This window comes from Massilia timonae, from assembly GCF_001866515.1.
In the GTDB taxonomy this organism is placed as follows: domain Bacteria; phylum Pseudomonadota; class Gammaproteobacteria; order Burkholderiales; family Burkholderiaceae_D; genus Telluria; species Telluria timonae.
In genome coordinates, this window is the sequence record NZ_JRYB01000001.1 from 532,558 (window position 1) to 550,006 (window position 17,449).

Sequence of the window (17,449 nt, forward strand, 5' to 3'; positions counted from 1 at the left end):
ATTACGCCAGCTTGCCGTGGCACTGCTTGAACTTCTTGCCGCTGCCGCAAGGGCATGGATCGTTGCGGCCGACCTTCACGCCCATATAGCTGTTGTGGTCTTCGGCCGACACGGCTTCGCCGTCGCCGCTGCGGTTCGGGTTCGGATTGAGCAGCTCTTCCGGCGCGGCCGACGGGTTAAAGTCGGCGTGCTGGTAGTTGACGTTTTCCAGCTGCGCGGCCTGGGCCGCCATCGCCGCCTCGGCCGCCTCGACTTCTTCGCGCGACTGGATGCGCACGGTCATCACGGTGCGGATCACTTCGTTCTTGATCAGGTCCAGCATATTGCTGAACAGCTGGAACGCTTCGCGCTTGTATTCCTGCTTCGGATTCTTTTGCGCATAGCCGCGCAGGTGGATGCCCTGGCGCAGGTGGTCCAGCGCCGCCAGGTGCTCGCGCCAGTGGGTGTCCACGCTCTGCAGCATGACGTTGCGCTCGAAGCCGCCGAACGATTCCTTGCCCACCACGCCGACCTTGGCGCCGTAGGACGCGTCGGCCGCCGCCAAGACGCGCTCGAGGATGTCGTCGTCGTTCAGGTTCGGTTCATCCTGCAGCATCTGCTGCAGCGGGACAATCAGGCTCCACTCGGACGACAGCGCGCTTTCCAGGCCCTTGACGTCCCACTGTTCCTCGACCGATTCGGCCGGCACGTAGTCGCGCACCAGGTCGGTGAACACGCCCACGCGCAGCGAGTTGATCATCTCGCTGATGTCGGTCGACTCCAGCAGTTCGTTACGCTGGGTGTAGATCACCTTGCGCTGGTCGTTGGCGACGTCGTCGTACTCGAGCAGCTGCTTGCGGATGTCGAAGTTGCGGGCCTCGACCTTGCGCTGGGCCGACTCGATCGAGCGCGACACGATGCCCGCCTCGATCGGTTCGCCTTCCGGCATCTTGAGGCGGTCCATGATGGCGCGCACGCGGTCGCCGGCGAAGATGCGCAGCAGCGCGTCGTCCAGGCACAGGTAGAAGCGCGAGGAACCCGGGTCGCCCTGGCGGCCCGAACGGCCGCGCAGCTGGTTGTCGACGCGGCGCGATTCGTGGCGCTCGGTGCCGATGATGTGCAGGCCGCCGGCGTTCACCACGTGGTCGTGCAGCGACTGCCATTCGTCGCGCAGCTGCTGCGCCTGGGTGGCTTTCTGCTCCGGCGACAGGTTGCTGTCGGCTTCGATGATCTGGATCTGCTTGCCGACGTTGCCGCCCAGGACGATGTCGGTGCCGCGGCCGGCCATGTTGGTGGCGATGGTGATCATCTTCGGACGGCCGGCCTGGGCCACGATCTCCGCTTCGCGCGCGTGCTGCTTCGCGTTCAGGACATTGTGCGGCAGCTTGGCCTTGGTCAGGATGCCGGACAGCAGCTCCGAGTTCTCGATCGAGGTGGTGCCGACCAGCACCGGCTGGCCGCGCTCGTAGCAGTCGCGGATGTCGTTCAACATCGCGTTGTATTTTTCTTCCGAGGTCTTGTAGACCTGGTCCTGGCGGTCCTTGCGCTGCGAAGGACGGTTCGGCGGCACGACGACGGTTTCCAGGCCGTAGATTTCCTGGAATTCGAACGCTTCGGTGTCGGCGGTGCCGGTCATGCCCGCCAGCTTGGCATACATGCGGAAGTAGTTCTGGAAGGTGATCGAGGCCAGGGTCTGGTTCTCGTTCTGGATACGCACGCCTTCCTTGGCCTCGACCGCCTGGTGCAGGCCATCCGACCAGCGGCGGCCCGTCATCAGGCGGCCGGTGAATTCGTCGACGATCACGACTTCGTTGTTCTGCACCACGTAGTGCTGGTCCTTGTGGTACAGGACGTGGGCGCGCAGCGCCGCATACAGGTGGTGGATCAGCGAGATATTGGCGGCGTCGTACAGCGACGCGCCTTCGGGCAGCAGGCCCATTTGCGTCAGGATCGCTTCGGCGCGCTCGTGGCCCTGCTCGGTGAGCAGCACGGTGTGCGCTTTCTCGTCCTTCAGGTAGTCGCCCGGGACTTCGATCTTGCCCTTGCCGTCCGGGGTTTCTTCGCCGATCTGCTGGGTCAGCTGCGGCGGCACTTCGTTCAGGCGGTGGTACAGGTCGGTATGGTTCTCGGCCTGGCCGGAGATGATCAGCGGCGTGCGCGCCTCGTCGATCAGGATCGAGTCGACCTCGTCGACCACGGAGAAATTCAGGCTGCGCTGCACGCGTTCGCGCGCGTCGTAGACCATATTGTCGCGCAGGTAGTCGAAGCCGAATTCGTTGTTGGTGCCGTAGGTGATGTCGGAACCGTAGGCCTTCTGCTTGCTGTCGTGGTCGAGCTGCGACAGGTTGACGCCGGTGCTCAAGCCCAGCCAGCCGTACAGCTGGCCCATCTGGTCCGCGTCGCGCTGGGCCAGGTAATCGTTGACGGTAATGACGTGCACGCCCTTGCCCGACAGACCGTTCAGGTAGACCGGCAGGGTCGCCATCAGGGTCTTGCCCTCACCGGTGCCCATTTCGGCGATCTTGCCCTGGTGCAGGACCATGCCGCCGATCAGCTGTACGTCGAAGTGGCGCATCTTGAGCACGCGCTTGGCCGCTTCGCGGCAGACGGCGAAGGCCTCGGGCAGGATATCGTCCAGGGTCTGGCCCTTGGCCAGGCGATCCTTGAATTCTGGCGTCTTGGCTTGCAGTTCGGCGTCCGAAAGCTGCTCCATTTGTGGCTCGAGCGCGTTGATCTGACGCACGGTCTTTTGGTACTGCTTGAGCAGACGCGAGTTACGGCTGCCGAAAATCTGGGTCAGGAATGACATGCTGTGTTCTAGAAAAATACGCCGCAAAAAGAAGCCAAGATGATATCAAAGCGATAAGCACCGTCGACGGAGTTAGGCAAATAACCACTGATTTTATCATGCGATCCGGCCACACTTGGGGATCATGGGCAGGATAACAAGTCCTGCAGAGCCAGAAACGTTATCAAACTGGCCTCGATGAGCCCCCCGCGGCGGCAGATCCGCCACCCGGTCCGCCCAAAGCGCGGGCGCTGTGGTATGTTCCAAGCATGCAGCAATCTCCTCCCAAGCGTCCCTTCCATATTTTCGGGACCAGCACCCGGCAGACCTCGCACGCCGCCACCGACTTCTTGCGCGCCAACGACCGCATGGCCAGCCTGCTGCCGGCCGTCGGCCGCATGGCGCGCCTGCAGGCCGACTGCGCGGCGGCGCTGCCGGCGATCTTTCATAACTGCGACGTGCTGTCGTTCCAGGAAGGCGTGCTGACCCTGGCCGTGCCCAGCTCGGCGCTGGCGGCCCGCCTCAAGCAGCTGCTGCCGAAGCTGCAAGCCACCCTGCTGCAGAAGGGCTGGCAGGTGGAATCGACCCGGATCAAGCTGCAGGTGACGCGCGCCCTGCCCGACCGGCCCGAGATGCGCACGCTCGAGCTGCCTCCGCGCGCGGTGCAGGCCTTCGAGGAACTGGCGGAATCGCTGCCGGAGACGCAGCAGAACCGCGACCTGGTGGCGGCGCTCAGGGCGCTGGCGGCGAAGCGCAAATAATCCGGCACGCCAGAAAAAATGGCTGCAGCCCCTTCCGGGACCCGCAGCCATCGTGTATTCCGTGCAGGGCGGCAGGCTCAGCTCTGCGCCCACTCCCGCGTCATCTGCCGCACATAGGACGGCGGCGCCGTGCCCAGGTCGTCGAAGGTGACGATCTCGTAGGAATCCGGCTGGGCCAGCAGCGCGCGCAGCAGGTCGTTGTTGAGCGCATGGCCCGATTTGTGCGCGGTATAGCTGGCCAGCAGCGGGTGGCCCACCAGGTACAGGTCGCCGATCGCGTCCAGGATCTTGTGGCGCACGAATTCGTCCTCGTAGCGCAGGCCGTCGGTGTTCAGGATGCGGTATTCGTCCATCACGATGGCGTTCTCGAACGAGCCGCCGCGCGCCAGGCCCATGCCGCGCAGGCTCTCGACGTCTTGCATGAAGCCGAAGGTGCGCGCGCGCGCCACGTCGCGCACATAGGTGATGTCGCCGAAATCGACGGTGGCGCGCTGCATCGTGCCATCCACCGCCGGATGGTTGAATTCGATGAAGAAATCGAGCTTGTAGCCGTCGTGCGGCGACAGGCGCGCCCATTTCTCGTTGGCGCCGCTCCCCTGGCGCACTTCGACGTCCTTGAGCACGCGGATGAACTTGCGCAGCGACGTTTGCTCTTCGACGCCGGCCTGCTGCAGCAGGAACACGAAGGACGATGCCGAACCGTCCATGATCGGGATTTCCTCGGCCGTGACGTCGATATACAGGTTGTCGATGCCGAGGCCGGCGCAGGCCGACATCACGTGTTCGACGGTCGAGACGCGCACGCCGTCCTTCATCACGACCGAGGCCATGCGCGTGTCGCCCACCACGTCGGCGCTGCTCGGGATGGCCACGATCGGATCGACGTCGACGCGGCGGAAGATGATGCCGGTGTCGGGCGCGGCCGGACGCAGGGTGAGCTCGACCTTGCGGCCCGAGTGCAGGCCCACACCCGTGGTGCGGACCAGTTCCTTGATTGTTCGTTGTTTCAGCATGCGCCAATTATAGCCCAGCGTTTACAGCGGCGCTGCCGCCCCCCTCGATTGGCGGGGCCATGGTGGCGCGGTCGCGACAGCAGCCATGCGCACTTAGGGGTGTTCCGCCTCGGCATGGTCTTTTTCGTGGCGGATCAGATACAGGCCGCTGCCGATGATGATGGCCGCGCCCACCATGGTCCAGCCGTCGGGCAGCGCGCGCCACAGCAGCCAGTCCAGGCCCACGCCCCAGGCCAGGGCCGAATACTCGAACGGCGCCACGCTCGAGGCCTCGCCGCGCGAAAACGCCTCGGTGATCGCCAATTGGCCGATGAAACCCGACACCGCCAGGCCGCACAACAAGGGAATCTCGCTGGCGGGCAGCGGCACCCAGCCCGGCGCCGCCAGCAGGCCGGCGCCCGCCGCGATCATGACGATCAGCCAGAACACCGTGTGCTCGCTGCGGTCGGTGCGCGCCAGCACCCGCACCGTGATCGCCGACACCGCGTAGCAGGCGGCGGACGCCAGCACCGACAGGCCGCCGATGGTCAGAAAGCCCGCGCCGCTCGGGCGCAGCACCACCAGCACGCCGCACAAACCCACGCCGATGGCGAGCCAGCGCGCCAGGTTGACGCGCTCTTTCAACAGCAGCACCGACAGCGCCGTGATCAGGGCCGGCGCGATGAAGAAGATCGAATAGGCTTCGGCCAGCGACAGCTTCTTGAGGCCGAAGGCGAAGAAGGCCAGCATCAGGATGCCGAGCAGCCCGCGCAGCACGTGCATCGACCAGCGCACCTGGAACACGCCCCTGAAGGCGCCGCGCCAGGCCACGTAGGCCGCGACCAGCGGCAGTGAGCACATCGCGCGCAGCGCCGCCACCTGCATCGCCGGATAACGCGCCGCCAGCAGCTTCATCGCCGTGTCCATCAGGGCGAACATGAAGACGGCGAGCAGCATCGCGTAGATGCTGTACAGGTTGCGGCCGCGCGTGGTTGCCAACCCGGTCATAGACGCTTTTCCATGAACAGGCTCAAGGGGTCGGGCCGGTAGTCGCCGAACGGCGCGCAGCGGCTGAAGCCGAACCCTTCGTACAGCGCGATCGCCGCCGGCTGATGGATGCCGGTTTCGAGCTTCAATTCGCCCAGGCCCGACATGCGGGCGAACATCGCCAGGTGTTCCAGGAGCTTCTTTCCCGTGCCCAGGCCGCGGCGCGCCTCATCCACATACATGCGTTTGACTTCACCATAGGCGCCGCGGTTGGCCAGGGCCGCGCAGCCGACCGCCGCGCCGTCGATGTCGCGCGCCACCAGGAACAGCACGTCGCCGGCCAGCAGCGCGTCGATGTCCAGCAGGTGGTTGCTCTCGGCCGGGTACAGCGCCGCGCAATAGGCGTCCAGCTTGCCCAGCATGGCCCGGACTTCTGGCTGGTCGGGGGTTTCGGTATTGATGATCATAAGTAGGAAACGGCGCCGCAGCGCCGTTCGTCAAGTGCGGATACGGCCGGGATCAGCCGAGTTTCTGCAGCATCGATTCGGCGCTCGACACGTCGACGCCCTTGGCGTCGATGTCCAGGCTCTTGACCACGCCATCCTCGACCAGCATCGCGTAACGCTTCGAGCGCGTGCCCATGCCGTGGGCCGAGAAGTCGTTGTCCAGGCCCAGGGCCTTGGTGAAGGTGGCGTTGCCGTCAGCCATCATGCGCACGATGCCGGTGGCCTTCTGGTCGCGGCCCCAGGCGCCCATCACGAAAGCGTCGTTGACCGAGATGCACCAGATTTCGTCGACGCCCTTGGCGCGGATCGCATCGGCGTGCTTGACGTAGCCCGGCACGTGCTGCACCGAGCAGCCTGGCGTGAAGGCGCCCGGCAGGCCAAAGATCACGATCTTCTTGCCTTTCACGAGGTCGGCCACCTGGAAGGTGTTCGGACCGAGCGTGCAGCCCGCGGTCTCGTTCTCGATGAATTCCGCGAGGGTGCCTTCCGGCAGGCGGTCGCCGATCTGGATGGTCATGCTGTTCTCCTGTTGATGTTTTGTGAATCTTGCCATTATCGCCGATCCGGATCGGGCGTGCTGGTCTTGCGGCCGTTTCGCGGCGACGCAAACGAAAAGGCCAGCTTGCGCTGGCCTCTTCATCGCGAACTGCCGACCGGACTTGGTCAGTCGGCCTGCTTGCGCAGGAACGCCGGGATGTCGTAGGTCTCGACGCCGTTGCGCTGCATCGCCTGCACCTGCTCCGATGCCTGCTCGCGGCGCCACACGGCCGGCTGCTTCATGCCGCCCAGGGCGTCGGCGCTGGCCTTGCCCGCGGTCAGGCCGCCGGCGACGGCCGCTGCGCCCTGCATCACCGGCGCGTCGTAGGTGCCGGTGCGCAGCTGCTGCTGCGGTTGCACCAGCTGGATCGACTTCTTGTTCTTGCCCAGGCCCGTCGCGACCACGGTCACGCGGATTTCGTCGCCCATCGCGTCGTCGTAGGCGATGCCCTGGGCGATCGAGGCGTCCGGCGCCGCGAAGGCGCGCACGGCGGCCATGACTTCCTTGATCTCCTTGCCTTTGAGGCCGCGGCTGGCGGTCACGTTGACCAGCACGCCCTTGGCGCCCGACAGGTCGATGCCGTCCAGCAGCGGCGACGCCACGGCCTGCTCGGCGGCGATGCGCGCGCGGTCGACGCCGGCGGCGGTCGCGGTGCCCATCATGGCCTTGCCCTGCTCGCCCATGATGGTCTTGACGTCGTTGAAGTCGACGTTGATGTGGCCCGGCACGTTGATGATCTCGGCAATGCCGGCCACCGCGTTGTTGAGCACATCGTCGGCGTGCTTCATCCAGTCGAGCATCGATTCGTCTTCGTAGATGTCTTCGAGTTTTTCGTTGAGGATGACGATCAGGGAGTCGACATGCTTGGTCAGTTCTTCGAGGCCTTCCTCGGCCACGTCCATGCACTTCTGGCCTTCGTAGGAGAACGGCTTGGAGACCACGGCCACGGTCAGGGCGCCCATGGTCTTGGCCACTTCGGCCACGATCGGCGCGGCGCCGGTGCCGGTGCCGCCGCCCATGCCGGCGGCGATGAAGACCATGTGGGCGCCGCGCAGGGCATCCTCGATGCGCGAGCGCGACTGCTCGGCCAACTGGCGGCCGACCTCGGGACGCATCCCCGCGCCCAGGCCCGAATCGCCAATCTGGATGATGTTGTTGGCGCTGGAAACCGCCAGGGCCTGTGCGTCCGTGTTTGCGGCGATGAACTCGACACCGGACACACCTTTATTGATCATGTGCTGAACCGCGTTGCCGCCGGCGCCACCGACGCCAACGACCTTGATCACGGTTCCCAGTGCTGCGTTATCGACCATATCGAACTCCATGATGAACTCCCTAATTTTCAAAATGCGGTTCCAGGGAAGAGGCCTTGGCGTTGCTGGTTCGCTGCCTCAAACCGGTAACTGCGATTGTATTTAAAAACCTTGTACCCGTGACGAATTTTTACAACTGAATTTGTTACTAGAGTTTAGAAATTCCCGGCTATCCATTCCTTCATGCGCTGCCAGACCGCCTTCACCGACCCGTCCTGGCGCGTGACGATGTGTCCGCGCAGGTACTGCTTCTTCGCTTCGAGCAACAGGCCGAGCACTGTCGCGTAGCGCGGGCTGCGCACCACGTCGGCCAGCTGGCCCCGATAGTCGGGCGTGCCGAGGCGCGCGGGCTTGAGGAAGATGTCTTCCGCCATCTCGATCATGCCCGGCATGATCGAGCTGCCGCCCGTCAGCACGATGCCCGAGGACAGCACGCCTTCGTAGCCGGATTCGCGCACGGCCTGATGGACCATGGCGAACAGTTCTTCCACCCGGGGCTCGATCACGGCTGCGAGGGCCTGGCGCGACAATGCGCGTGGGCCGCGGTCGCCGAGACCTGGCACTTCGAGTGTCTCGCCCGGATCGGCCAATACCTGCTTGGCCACGCCGTAGCGGATCTTGATGTCCTCCGCCTCGCCGGTCGGCGTGCGCAGGGCCATTGCGATATCACTGGTGATCTGGTCGCCGGCGATCGGAATGACCGCCGTGTGGCGAATCGCGCCGTCCGAAAACACCGCGATGTCGGTGGTGCCGCCGCCGATGTCGATCAGGACCACGCCCAGTTCTTTTTCGTCGACCGTCAGCACCGCGTCGGCGGACGCCATCGGCTGCAGGATCAGATCCGAGACCTCGAGCCCGCAACGGCGCACGCACTTTACAATATTTTGCACCGCGGACACCGCACCGGTGACGATGTGCACCCGCACTTCCAGTCGAATGCCGCTCATGCCGATCGGCTCGCGCACGTCTTCCTGGTTGTCGACGATGAATTCCTGCGGCACCGTGTGCAGCAGTTGCTGGTCGGTCGGGATGTTGACCGCCTTGGCGGTCTCGATCACGCGCGCCACGTCGGTGGCCGTCACTTCCTTGTCCTTGATCGCCACCATCCCGCTCGAATTGAACGAGCGGATATGGCTGCCGGCGATGCCAGCGTAGACGTTGCGGATCTTGCAGTCCGCCATCAGCTCGGCTTCCTCGAGCGCGCGCTGGATCGATTCGACCGTGGCCTCGATGTTGACGACCACGCCCTTCTTCAATCCCTTCGACTCGTGCTGACCCAGCCCGATCACCTCGTGGCGTCCGTCGGACATCACCTCGGCGACCACGGCCACCACCTTGGAGGTGCCGATGTCGAGGCCGACGATCAGGTTTTTCGCGTCTTTTGTCATTGCTGTTCGCCTGCTTCAGATTTGCTTGGTTGTTTTATTGGGTGTTGCATGTTTGGGTGACTCTTTGGGCTTCTTTGCCGCCTTGACCGGCTTCGTCGCATCCACCGGCACCGTGAGCGCCGCCGACGACAGGGCCAGACCGTTCGGATAGCGCATGTCGATCGTGTCGATACGGCCTTCCTGCAGCCGGGCGACCAGCTGCGGATAGACGCCGACCAGGCGCTGCACGCGCTTCTTGAGCGTGTTGCGATCCTGCTCGCGTCCCAGTGCGACGCTCATGCCGTTGTCCAGCTTCACGGTCCAGGCATACCGGTTGGACAGCGACAGCTCCTGCGGCACCAGCTGCACGGGAGCGAACGCCGTGCGCAGTTCGTTGAAGCGGGCCAGCACTTCCTTCTCGCTGCCGACCGGACCGTCGAAGGCCGGCAGCGCCTGCTCATCCTCGGTCTCGGCCACGTTGGCGGTGAACACGTCGCCCTTCACCGACAACAGGCGGCCGTCCTCGCCCCAGGTGCCGAGCGCTTCGTGCTCCTCCACCTCGACCACCAGCGCATTGGGCCACTCGCGGCGCACGGTGGCGCGGCGCACCCAGGGCACGGTCTCGAAGGTGGCGCGCACCTGTTCCAGGTCGGCGGTGAAGAAGTTGCCGCGAATCTTGCCGAGCACGCCGTTGCGCACGGTGAGTTCGTTTACGTGCTTCAACTCGATTCCGTACATGCTCTCCACCGTCACCGAACCGAGCGCGAACATCGGGCGCTGCGACAGCCACCACACGCCCGAGATCAAGGCGGCGAGCACCGTCACCGCCGTCAGAAAACTGGCGGTCGCGTTGAGGGCCCGGACGTCATGCCACATCTGCTTTTATCCTTTTGCCTTCTGGCCCATCTTGAGCCGCGCCGAACGCAGGATCTCGACGCACAGATCTTCGTAGCCGATGCCGACCGCGCGCGCCGCCATCGGCACCAGCGAGTGGGTCGTCATGCCGGGCGAGGTGTTCACCTCCAGCAGGAAGGGACGCATATCGCTTTCGCGCACCAGCACGTCGACCCGGCCCCAGCCCTCGCAGCCCAGGGCGCGGTAGGCGTTCACCGCGTGGCGCTGGATCTCGTGGGTCAGCTCCTCCGGGAGCGGCGCCGGGCAGTGATATTGCGTGTCGTCGGTGAAGTACTTGTTCTGGTAGTCGTACTTGCCTTCCGGCGCCACGATCTCGACGATCGGCAGCGCGCGCGCCGAGGCGCCATGGCCCAGCACGGCCACGGTGAACTCGCGGCCGGTGACGAATTCCTCGGCCAGCACCGACTCGTCCATGCTGGTCACCAGCGCCACCGCCTCCTTCAGCTGGTCGGCTTGCGTGACCTTGGTGATGCCGATGCTCGAGCCTTCGAGCGGCGGCTTGACGATCAGCGGCAGGCCCAGGTCGGCCACCACCGCATCCAGGTCGGTATCCGCATCGATCCTCACGTAGCGCGGGGTCGGCACGCTCTCCTGCAGCCAGATCTTCTTGGTGGTGATCTTGTCCATGCCAACGCTGGACGCCATCACGCCGCTGCCGGTGTAAGGGATACCCAGCAGTTCGAGGGCGCCCTGCAGGCTGCCGTCTTCGCCGTAGCGGCCGTGCAGCGCGATGAACACGCGATCGAATCGTTGCGCGGCCAGCTCGGCCAGGCTTTGCGTGCCGGGGTCGAAGGCGTGGGCGTCGATGCCTCGGCCCTGCAGCGCCGCCAGCACGCCGGCGCCGGAAATGAGCGAGATCTCGCGTTCGGCGGAGCGTCCGCCGAACAGCACGCCGACCTTGCCGAAAGCCGCTGCGTCAAGAGTTGGGGTGGTGGTCACGGTTCAGGCCTTTGCGTTGGTGAGTTGGTTGGGAACGCCGCTGATCGAGCCGGCGCCCATGGTCAGCACGACGTCGCCGTCGCGCGCCACATTCAGGATGGCGGCCGGCATGTCGGCGATCGTCTCCACGAAGATCGGCTCAAGCTTGCCCGAGGTGCGCAGCGCGCGCGCCAGCGCGCGGCCGTCGGCGGCCACGATCGGCGCTTCGCCGGCCGGGTAGACCTCGGCCAGCAGCAGAACATCGGGCGTGGCCAGCACCTTGACGAAATCCTCGAACAGGTCGCGCGTGCGGCTGTAACGGTGCGGCTGGAAGGCCAGCACCAGGCGCCGGCCCGGATAGGCGGCGCGCGCCGCGGCCAGGGTCACCTCGGTCTCGACCGGGTGATGGCCGAAGTCGTCGACCAGGGTGAAGCTGCCGCCGGACGGCAGCGCCACTTCGCCATAGCGCGTGAAGCGGCGGCCGACGCCACGAAATTCCAGCAGGCCCTGGGCGGTGGCGGCGTCCTCGATGCCGATCTCGCGCGCGATCGCGATCGCCGAGCAGGCGTTGAGCACATTGTGCATGCCGGGCTGGTTCAGCACGAACTTGGTGTCGGGATAGCCTTCCTGGCGCACCGTGAAATGCATCTGCGTGCCTTCGGCATAGGCGTCCAGCGCGCGCACCTCGGCTTCCTCGCAGAAACCATAGGTGGTGACCGGCTTGGTCACCTGCGGCAGGATCGAGCGCACGTGCGGGTCGTCGATGCACAGCATCACGCGGCCGTAGAACGGCATGCGGTGCGTAAAGTTCACGAACGCGGCCTTCAGTTTCTCGAAGTCGTGCTCGTAGGTGTCCATGTGGTCGGCGTCGATGTTCGTGATCACTTCGATCATCGGCGACAGGTTCAGGAACGAGGCATCCGACTCGTCGGCCTCGGCCACGATGTATTCGCCGCTGCCCAGGGCCGCGTTGGCGCCGGCCGCCGTCAGGCGTCCGCCGATGACGAAGGTCGGATCCAGTCCGCCGGCAGCCAGCACCGACGCCACCAGGCTGGTGGTGGTGGTCTTGCCATGGGTGCCGGCGATCGCGATGCCGCGCTTCAGGCGCATCAGTTCGCCCAGCATGATCGCGCGCGGCACGATGGGCGTCTTGTTGGCGCGCGCGGCGACCACTTCGGGATTCGCCTCGTTGACGGCGGTCGAGGTCACGACGACGTCGGCGCCGCTCACGTTCTCGGCCTGATGGCCGAGGTGGACGGTCACGCCCAGGCCGGCCAGGCGCTGGGTGGCGGCATTGCTGCCCAGGTCCGAGCCCGACACCTGGTAGCCGAGATTGTGCAGCACCTCGGCGATGCCGCTCATGCCGCTGCCGCCGATGCCCACGAAGTGGATATTCTTGATCTTGTGTTTCATTAACGCTGTCCTGCCAATTGTTCGAGTTCGCGCGCGATCGCCTCGTTGGCGTCGCGCTTGCCCACGCCATGCGCCGCCTGCGCCATCGCCAGGCAACGCTCGCGCGTCGTGTCTTGCAGCAGGCTCGCCAGCCGCTGCGGATTCAGTTCACCCTGCGCCAGATGCACGGCCGCGCCTTGCTTGTCCATCCACACCGCGTTATCGCGCTGGTGGCTGGTGGTGCTGGCGACGAACGGCACCAGCACGCTGGCCACGCCGGCCGCCGTCAGCTCGGACACCGTGATCGCGCCGGCGCGGCAGATCACCAGGTCGGCGTTCGCGTAGGCGGCGGCCATGTCATCAATGAAGTCGACCACGTTTGCGTTGACACCGGACTGCAAATAAGACGCGCGCAGCGCATCGATATTCTTCTTGCCCGACTGGTGGGTCACGATCGGGCGCAGGGCCGGGTCGATCAGGGCCAGGGCCGCCGGCACGCTGTCGTTCAGGACTTTCGCCCCCAGGCTGCCGCCCACCACCAGCACGCGCAGCGGACCGCTGCGGCCGGCGAAGCGTGCGGAAGGCAGAGGCAGGTCGAGGATCTGCTGGCGCACCGGGTTCCCGGTGACCACCGCCTTGTCGGCCGCCTTGCCGAAGTCCGCCGGGAAGCCGAACAGCACACGCTGCGCCACCGGCGCCAGCGTCTTGTTCGACAACAGCAGCGCGGCGTCGGCGTTCACCAGCGCCAGCGGAATGCCGCGCGAACGGGCGGTCAATCCGCCCGGGACCGTGACGTAGCCGCCCATGCCCAGCACCACGTCGGGACGACGGCTGCCCAGATAGCGGCGGCAAGTGAGGAAGCTCGCCGCCATCTTGAAGGCGCCCTTGACGGTGTGGCCCAGGCCCTTGCCGCGCAGTCCGGCGAAGTCGATGGTGTCCATCGGGATGCCGGCCTTCGGCACCAACTCGGTTTCCATGCCGTGGGCGGTGCCGAGCCAGCTCACTTCCCAGCCGCGCGCGCGCATGGTCTGCGCGATCGCGATGCCGGGGAAGATATGGCCGCCCGTTCCTGCAGCCATGATCATCAAACGCTTGGTGTTTCTGACCTTCATGTCCTGCCTCCGCGCATGCGCACCCGGTTCTCGTAGTCGATCCGCAGCAGGATCGCCAGGCCGATGCAGTTGAACATGACGCCCGAACCACCAAAGCTCATCAGGGGCAGGGTCAAACCCTTGGTCGGCAACAGGCCCAGGTTCACGCCCATATTGATGAAGGTCTGCACACCGATCCAGATGCCGATGCCCTTCGCGGCCAGGCCGGCGAAGGTCTGGTCGAGGGCGATCGCCTGGCGGCCGATGTCGAAGGCGCGCTTGACCAGCCAGTAGAACATCGCCACCACCACCAGCACGCCGACCAGGCCCAGCTCTTCGCCGATCACGGCCATGATGAAGTCGGTGTGCGCTTCCGGCAGGTAGTGCAGCTTCTCGACCGAGGCGCCCAGGCCCACGCCGAAGAATTCGCCGCGCCCGAAGGCGATCAGCGAGTGCGTCAACTGATAGGCCTTGTCCAGCGCATTGCCCTCTTCCCACGGGTCGAGGTAGGCGAACATGCGCGCGCGCCGGAACGGCGACAGCGCGATGATCGCGCTGAAGATCACCACCAGCAGCGCGCCGATGCCGCCGAACCAGACGATATTGATCCCGCCCAGGAACAGGATGCCCATGGCGATGCAGACGATCACGCCGAAGGCGCCGAGGTCGGGCTCGAGCAGCAGCAAGGCGCCGACCAGGCCGATCGCGACCATCATCGGCAAGAAGCCTTTCGTCAGCTTGTGCATGTACTCCTGCTTGCGCACCGTGAAGTCGGCCGCGTACAGCACCACCGCGATCTTCATGATCTCGGACGGCTGCAGGTTGAAGACCTTCAGCGACAGCCAGCGCCGCGCGCCGTTGACCGACACGCCCAGGCCCGGGATCAGCACCAGCACCAGCAGCACCAGGGTGCCGATGAACATCATCGGCGCGTATTTCTGCCATACCGCGATCGGCACCCGGAACACCACCGCGGCCGCAACCATCGAGACGATGATGTAGATCGCCTGGCGGTACAGGAAGTATTCGTTGCGGTCTTCCAGGTAGCGGAACTTGGGCGAATCGGGCAAGGCGATCGAGGCCGAGTACACCATCACCATCCCGAGCAGCATCAGCAGCAGCGTGACCCAGACCAGCGGCTGGTCGTAGTCCATCATCTTCGACGGCTTGCTGCGGCCATCGACGGTGGCGTCGGAGGCGGTTCCGGAGAACTTGAAGGGAATCTGGAAGGCCATCAGATCTCCTGTCCCTTGTCCAGCGCGATCTCGCGCACCGTGTCGACGAACACCTGGGCGCGGTGCGCGTAATTGGTGAACATGTCGAGGCTGGCGCAGGCCGGCGACAGCAGCACGGCGTCACCGGGGCGCGCGAGGCCCGCGGCGCGGCGCACCGCCTGCGGCAGGTCGTCCAGGTCGAAGGCCGGCACGCCGGTCGGCTCGACCGCGGCGCGTACCGCGGGAGCATCGCGGCCGATCAGCAGCACGGCGCGCACGTGATCCGCGACCGGTTGCGCCAGCGGCGCGAAGTCCTGGCCCTTGCCGTCGCCGCCGGCGATCAGGAGGATCTGCTGGTCGGCGCCGGTGAAGGCCTTGCCCAGGCCGGTCAAGGCGGCCACGGTGGCGCCGACATTGGTGCCCTTGCTGTCGTCGTAGTAATCGACGCCGTCGATGGTGGCGACCAGCTCCACGCGATGCGGCTCGCCCGCGTATTCGCGCAAGCCATGCAGCAGCGGCGCCAGCGGCAGGCCGCAGGCGCGGCACAGGGCCAGCGCGGCCAGCGCGTTCGAGGCATTGTGCAGGCCGCGGATTTTCAAGGCATCGGCCGGCATCAGGCGGTTGACGATGGCCTCGACCGGCTCCGGTGCCTCGTTTTTCTTGCGTTTCTTTTCGACTTCCTCGCCCGCGACCGCATTGGCCAGCCACAGCACGCCGCGCTCTTCGAGCAGGCCGAAGCTGTCGGCCTCGACCGGTCCGTCGGTGCCGAAGGTATAAGCCGGGGTGTCGACCGCCGCCATGCGCATCACGCGCGCATCGTCGCGATTGAGCACGCGGATGGTGTCGGCGCCGAAGATGCGCGCCTTGTCGGCCGCATAGGCGTCCATGCTGCCGTGCCAGTCCAGGTGGTCCTGGCTCAGGTTCAGCACCGTCGCGGCGTCGGCCTGCAGGCTGAAGGTGGTGTGCAGCTGGAAGCTGGACAGTTCCAGCACCCAGGCCTGCGGCAGGTCGTTCGCATCGATCGTTTCGCGCAGCACGTCCAGCGCGGCCGGGCTGATGTTGCCGGCCACGCGCGCGCTGAGGCCCGCGCGGCGGCACAGCAGGCCGGTCAGGCTGGTCACCGTGGTCTTGCCGTTGGTGCCGGTGATCGCGATGACCTTCGGCGTGTAGCCGCTCGTCTCGCGCAAGTGCGCCAGCGCCTGCGCGAACAGCTCGATCTCGCCCCATACCGGAATGCGGAGCTCGGCGGCGGCGGGCACGATCTCGGCCAGCTCGCGCTGCGGCGCCAGGCCCGGGCTGACGGCGACGAAGTCGACGCCGTCGAGCAGCGCGACACTGAAATCGCCCGCGACGAATTCAGCATCCGCGACGGCTGCGCGCAGCGCCGCCAGGCGCTGGGGTGCATCGCGCGTATCGGCCACGCGCACGCGTGCGCCGGCCCGCGCCAGCCAGAGCGCCATCGCCAGCCCGGATTCGCCCAGGCCCAGTACCAATGCGTGTTTGCCGTCGTAGTTCATTTCAGCGCAGTTTCAACGTCGACAGGCCGACCAGGATCAGCACCATGGTCACGATCCAGAAGCGGACCACGACCTTGGTCTCCTTCCAGCCCTTTTGTTCGAAATGGTGGTGCAGCGGCGCCATCAGGAACACGCGGCGTCCGGTGCCGTAGCGCTTCTTCGTATATTTGAACCAGCTGACCTGGATGATCACCGACAGGGTCTCGGCCACGAAGATGCCGCCCATGATGAACAGCACGATTTCCTGGCGCACGATGACGGCGATGGTGCCCAGCGCGCCGCCCAGCGCCAGCGCGCCGACGTCGCCCATGAACATCTGGGCCGGGTGCGCGTTAAACCACAGGAAGGCCAGGCCCGCGCCGGCCATCGCGCCGCAGAAGATCAGGAGTTCGCCGGCGCCCGGGATGTACGGGATCAGGAGGTATTTCGAATAGGTCACGCTGCCGGTGAGGTAGGCGAACAGGCCCAGCGCGCCGCCCACCATCACGGTCGGCATGATGGCCAGGCCATCGAGGCCGTCGGTGAAGTTCACCGCGTTCGAGGCGCCCACGATCACGCAATAGGTCAGCGCGATGAAGCCCCACACGCCCAGCGGATAGCTGATGGTCTTGAAGAAGGGGACGATCAGGTCGGCCTTCGGCGGCAGGTCCATCGAGAAGCCGGACTGCACCCAGGCGTAGAACAGCTGCGCCACTTCCCACGGGTTGGCGGCCGAGACCGAGAACGCGAGGTACAGGGCCGAGGCGATGCCGATCAGCGACATCCAGAAGTATTTCTCGCCCGAGCGCATGCCTTCCGGGTCCTTGTAGACGACCTTGCGGTAGTCGTCGACCCAGCCGACGGCGCCGAAGCCGAAGGTCACCACCAGCACCGGCCAGATCAGGCGGTTCGACAGGTCGCACCACAGCAGGGTCGAGACGCCGATCGCGATCAGCACCAGCACGCCGCCCATGGTCGGGGTGCCGTGCTTGGTCAGGTGGCTTTGCGGGCCATAGGTGCGCACCGCCTGGCCGACCTTCAGTTCGGTCAGCTTGCGGATGACGATCGGCCCGGCGACCAGGCCGATCGTGATGGCGGTGATGGTGGCGAACACCGCGCGGAAGGTGATGTAGTTGAACACGCGCAGCGGACCGATATAGTCCTGGAAGTATTGTGCGAGCCAGAGAAGCAT

15 protein-coding genes are annotated in these 17,449 nt (G+C 65.8%); 1 reads left to right on the forward strand and 14 read right to left on the reverse strand.

What is annotated here, in order from left to right:
- Position 1: 1 nt before the first annotated feature.
- Complete coding sequence (gene secA, locus LO55_RS02320) at positions 2-2,788, reverse strand: preprotein translocase subunit SecA (RefSeq protein ID WP_071360293.1); 2,787 nt, start codon at positions 2,786-2,788, stop codon at positions 2-4.
- 248 nt (positions 2,789-3,036) lie between these two features.
- Here secA and LO55_RS02325 point away from each other — a divergent pair, with 248 nt between their 5' ends.
- Complete coding sequence (locus LO55_RS02325; protein WP_071360294.1) at positions 3,037-3,528, forward strand: DciA family protein; 492 nt, start codon at positions 3,037-3,039, stop codon at positions 3,526-3,528.
- A 77-nt stretch (positions 3,529-3,605) separates the two neighbouring features.
- Here the strand turns inward: LO55_RS02325 and lpxC are convergent, their stop codons facing one another.
- The 13 genes from lpxC to mraY form a co-directional block, all read right to left on the reverse strand.
- Positions 3,606-4,541 carry a UDP-3-O-acyl-N-acetylglucosamine deacetylase gene (gene lpxC, locus LO55_RS02330; RefSeq protein WP_005668248.1) on the reverse strand — a complete coding sequence of 312 codons (936 nt, stop codon included), beginning with the start codon at positions 4,539-4,541 and terminating at the stop codon, positions 3,606-3,608.
- Between the two features lie 93 nt (positions 4,542-4,634).
- Positions 4,635-5,528, reverse strand: coding sequence for a DMT family transporter (locus LO55_RS02335; protein WP_229410023.1), 894 nt, complete (start codon positions 5,526-5,528; stop codon positions 4,635-4,637).
- A complete protein-coding gene (locus LO55_RS02340) occupies positions 5,525-5,974 on the reverse strand; it encodes a GNAT family N-acetyltransferase (protein WP_071360295.1) in 450 nt (149 codons plus the stop codon). The genes LO55_RS02335 and LO55_RS02340 overlap by 4 nt, the downstream gene beginning before the upstream one ends.
- 52 nt (positions 5,975-6,026) lie before the next feature.
- Positions 6,027-6,530 carry a peroxiredoxin gene (locus LO55_RS02345; protein WP_005668245.1) on the reverse strand — a complete coding sequence of 168 codons (504 nt, stop codon included), beginning with the start codon at positions 6,528-6,530 and terminating at the stop codon, positions 6,027-6,029.
- Between the two features lie 146 nt (positions 6,531-6,676).
- Positions 6,677-7,876, reverse strand: a complete 1,200-nt coding sequence (gene ftsZ / locus LO55_RS02350; protein ID WP_005668244.1) for a cell division protein FtsZ — start codon at positions 7,874-7,876, stop codon at positions 6,677-6,679.
- Between the two features lie 143 nt (positions 7,877-8,019).
- On the reverse strand, positions 8,020-9,252 hold the full coding sequence (ftsA, locus tag LO55_RS02355) for a cell division protein FtsA (protein ID WP_005668243.1): 1,233 nt from the start codon (positions 9,250-9,252) through the stop codon (positions 8,020-8,022).
- A 15-nt stretch (positions 9,253-9,267) separates the two neighbouring features.
- Positions 9,268-10,107 carry a cell division protein FtsQ/DivIB gene (locus tag LO55_RS02360; RefSeq protein ID WP_005668242.1) on the reverse strand — a complete coding sequence of 280 codons (840 nt, stop codon included), beginning with the start codon at positions 10,105-10,107 and terminating at the stop codon, positions 9,268-9,270.
- 6 nt (positions 10,108-10,113) lie between these two features.
- A complete protein-coding gene (locus LO55_RS02365; RefSeq protein ID WP_005668241.1) occupies positions 10,114-11,085 on the reverse strand; it encodes a D-alanine--D-alanine ligase in 972 nt (323 codons plus the stop codon).
- A gap of 3 nt (positions 11,086-11,088) precedes the next feature.
- Positions 11,089-12,477 (reverse strand): UDP-N-acetylmuramate--L-alanine ligase, encoded by a 1,389-nt coding sequence (gene murC / locus LO55_RS02370; RefSeq protein ID WP_071360296.1) that lies wholly within the window; start codon positions 12,475-12,477, stop codon positions 11,089-11,091.
- Positions 12,477-13,568 carry an undecaprenyldiphospho-muramoylpentapeptide beta-N-acetylglucosaminyltransferase gene (gene murG / locus LO55_RS02375; protein ID WP_083415124.1) on the reverse strand — a complete coding sequence of 364 codons (1,092 nt, stop codon included), beginning with the start codon at positions 13,566-13,568 and terminating at the stop codon, positions 12,477-12,479. Before murG ends, murC begins: the two co-directional genes overlap by 1 nt.
- Positions 13,565-14,782, reverse strand: a complete 1,218-nt coding sequence (ftsW, locus tag LO55_RS02380) for a putative lipid II flippase FtsW (RefSeq protein WP_005668236.1) — start codon at positions 14,780-14,782, stop codon at positions 13,565-13,567. The genes murG and ftsW overlap by 4 nt, the downstream gene beginning before the upstream one ends.
- On the reverse strand, positions 14,782-16,278 hold the full coding sequence (murD, locus tag LO55_RS02385) for a UDP-N-acetylmuramoyl-L-alanine--D-glutamate ligase (protein ID WP_071360298.1): 1,497 nt from the start codon (positions 16,276-16,278) through the stop codon (positions 14,782-14,784). Before murD ends, ftsW begins: the two co-directional genes overlap by 1 nt.
- 1 nt (position 16,279) lies before the next feature.
- On the reverse strand, positions 16,280-17,449 hold the full coding sequence (gene mraY, locus LO55_RS02390; RefSeq protein WP_005668232.1) for a phospho-N-acetylmuramoyl-pentapeptide-transferase: 1,170 nt from the start codon (positions 17,447-17,449) through the stop codon (positions 16,280-16,282).

Excerpts from the sequence above, each read along its gene's own strand:
- ftsA (WP_005668243.1), bottom strand. The coding sequence starts at position 9,252 with ATGACAAAAGACGCGAAAAACCTGATCGTCGGCCTCGACATCGGCACC.
- mraY (WP_005668232.1), bottom strand. The coding sequence starts at position 17,449 with ATGCTTCTCTGGCTCGCACAATACTTCCAGGACTATATCGGTCCGCTG.
- secA (WP_071360293.1), bottom strand. The coding sequence starts at position 2,788 with ATGTCATTCCTGACCCAGATTTTCGGCAGCCGTAACTCGCGTCTGCTC.
- murC (WP_071360296.1), bottom strand. The coding sequence starts at position 12,477 with ATGAAACACAAGATCAAGAATATCCACTTCGTGGGCATCGGCGGCAGC.
- LO55_RS02345 (WP_005668245.1), bottom strand. The coding sequence starts at position 6,530 with ATGACCATCCAGATCGGCGACCGCCTGCCGGAAGGCACCCTCGCGGAA.
- murD (WP_071360298.1), bottom strand. The coding sequence starts at position 16,278 with ATGAACTACGACGGCAAACACGCATTGGTACTGGGCCTGGGCGAATCC.
- LO55_RS02340 (WP_071360295.1), bottom strand. The coding sequence starts at position 5,974 with ATGATCATCAATACCGAAACCCCCGACCAGCCAGAAGTCCGGGCCATG.
- lpxC (WP_005668248.1), bottom strand. The coding sequence starts at position 4,541 with ATGCTGAAACAACGAACAATCAAGGAACTGGTCCGCACCACGGGTGTG.
- LO55_RS02325 (WP_071360294.1), top strand. The coding sequence starts at position 3,037 with ATGCAGCAATCTCCTCCCAAGCGTCCCTTCCATATTTTCGGGACCAGC.
- ftsZ (WP_005668244.1), bottom strand. The coding sequence starts at position 7,876 with ATGGAGTTCGATATGGTCGATAACGCAGCACTGGGAACCGTGATCAAG.
- LO55_RS02335 (WP_229410023.1), bottom strand. The coding sequence starts at position 5,528 with ATGACCGGGTTGGCAACCACGCGCGGCCGCAACCTGTACAGCATCTAC.
- LO55_RS02360 (WP_005668242.1), bottom strand. The coding sequence starts at position 10,107 with ATGTGGCATGACGTCCGGGCCCTCAACGCGACCGCCAGTTTTCTGACG.
- ftsW (WP_005668236.1), bottom strand. The coding sequence starts at position 14,782 with ATGGCCTTCCAGATTCCCTTCAAGTTCTCCGGAACCGCCTCCGACGCC.
- murG (WP_083415124.1), bottom strand. The coding sequence starts at position 13,568 with ATGAAGGTCAGAAACACCAAGCGTTTGATGATCATGGCTGCAGGAACG.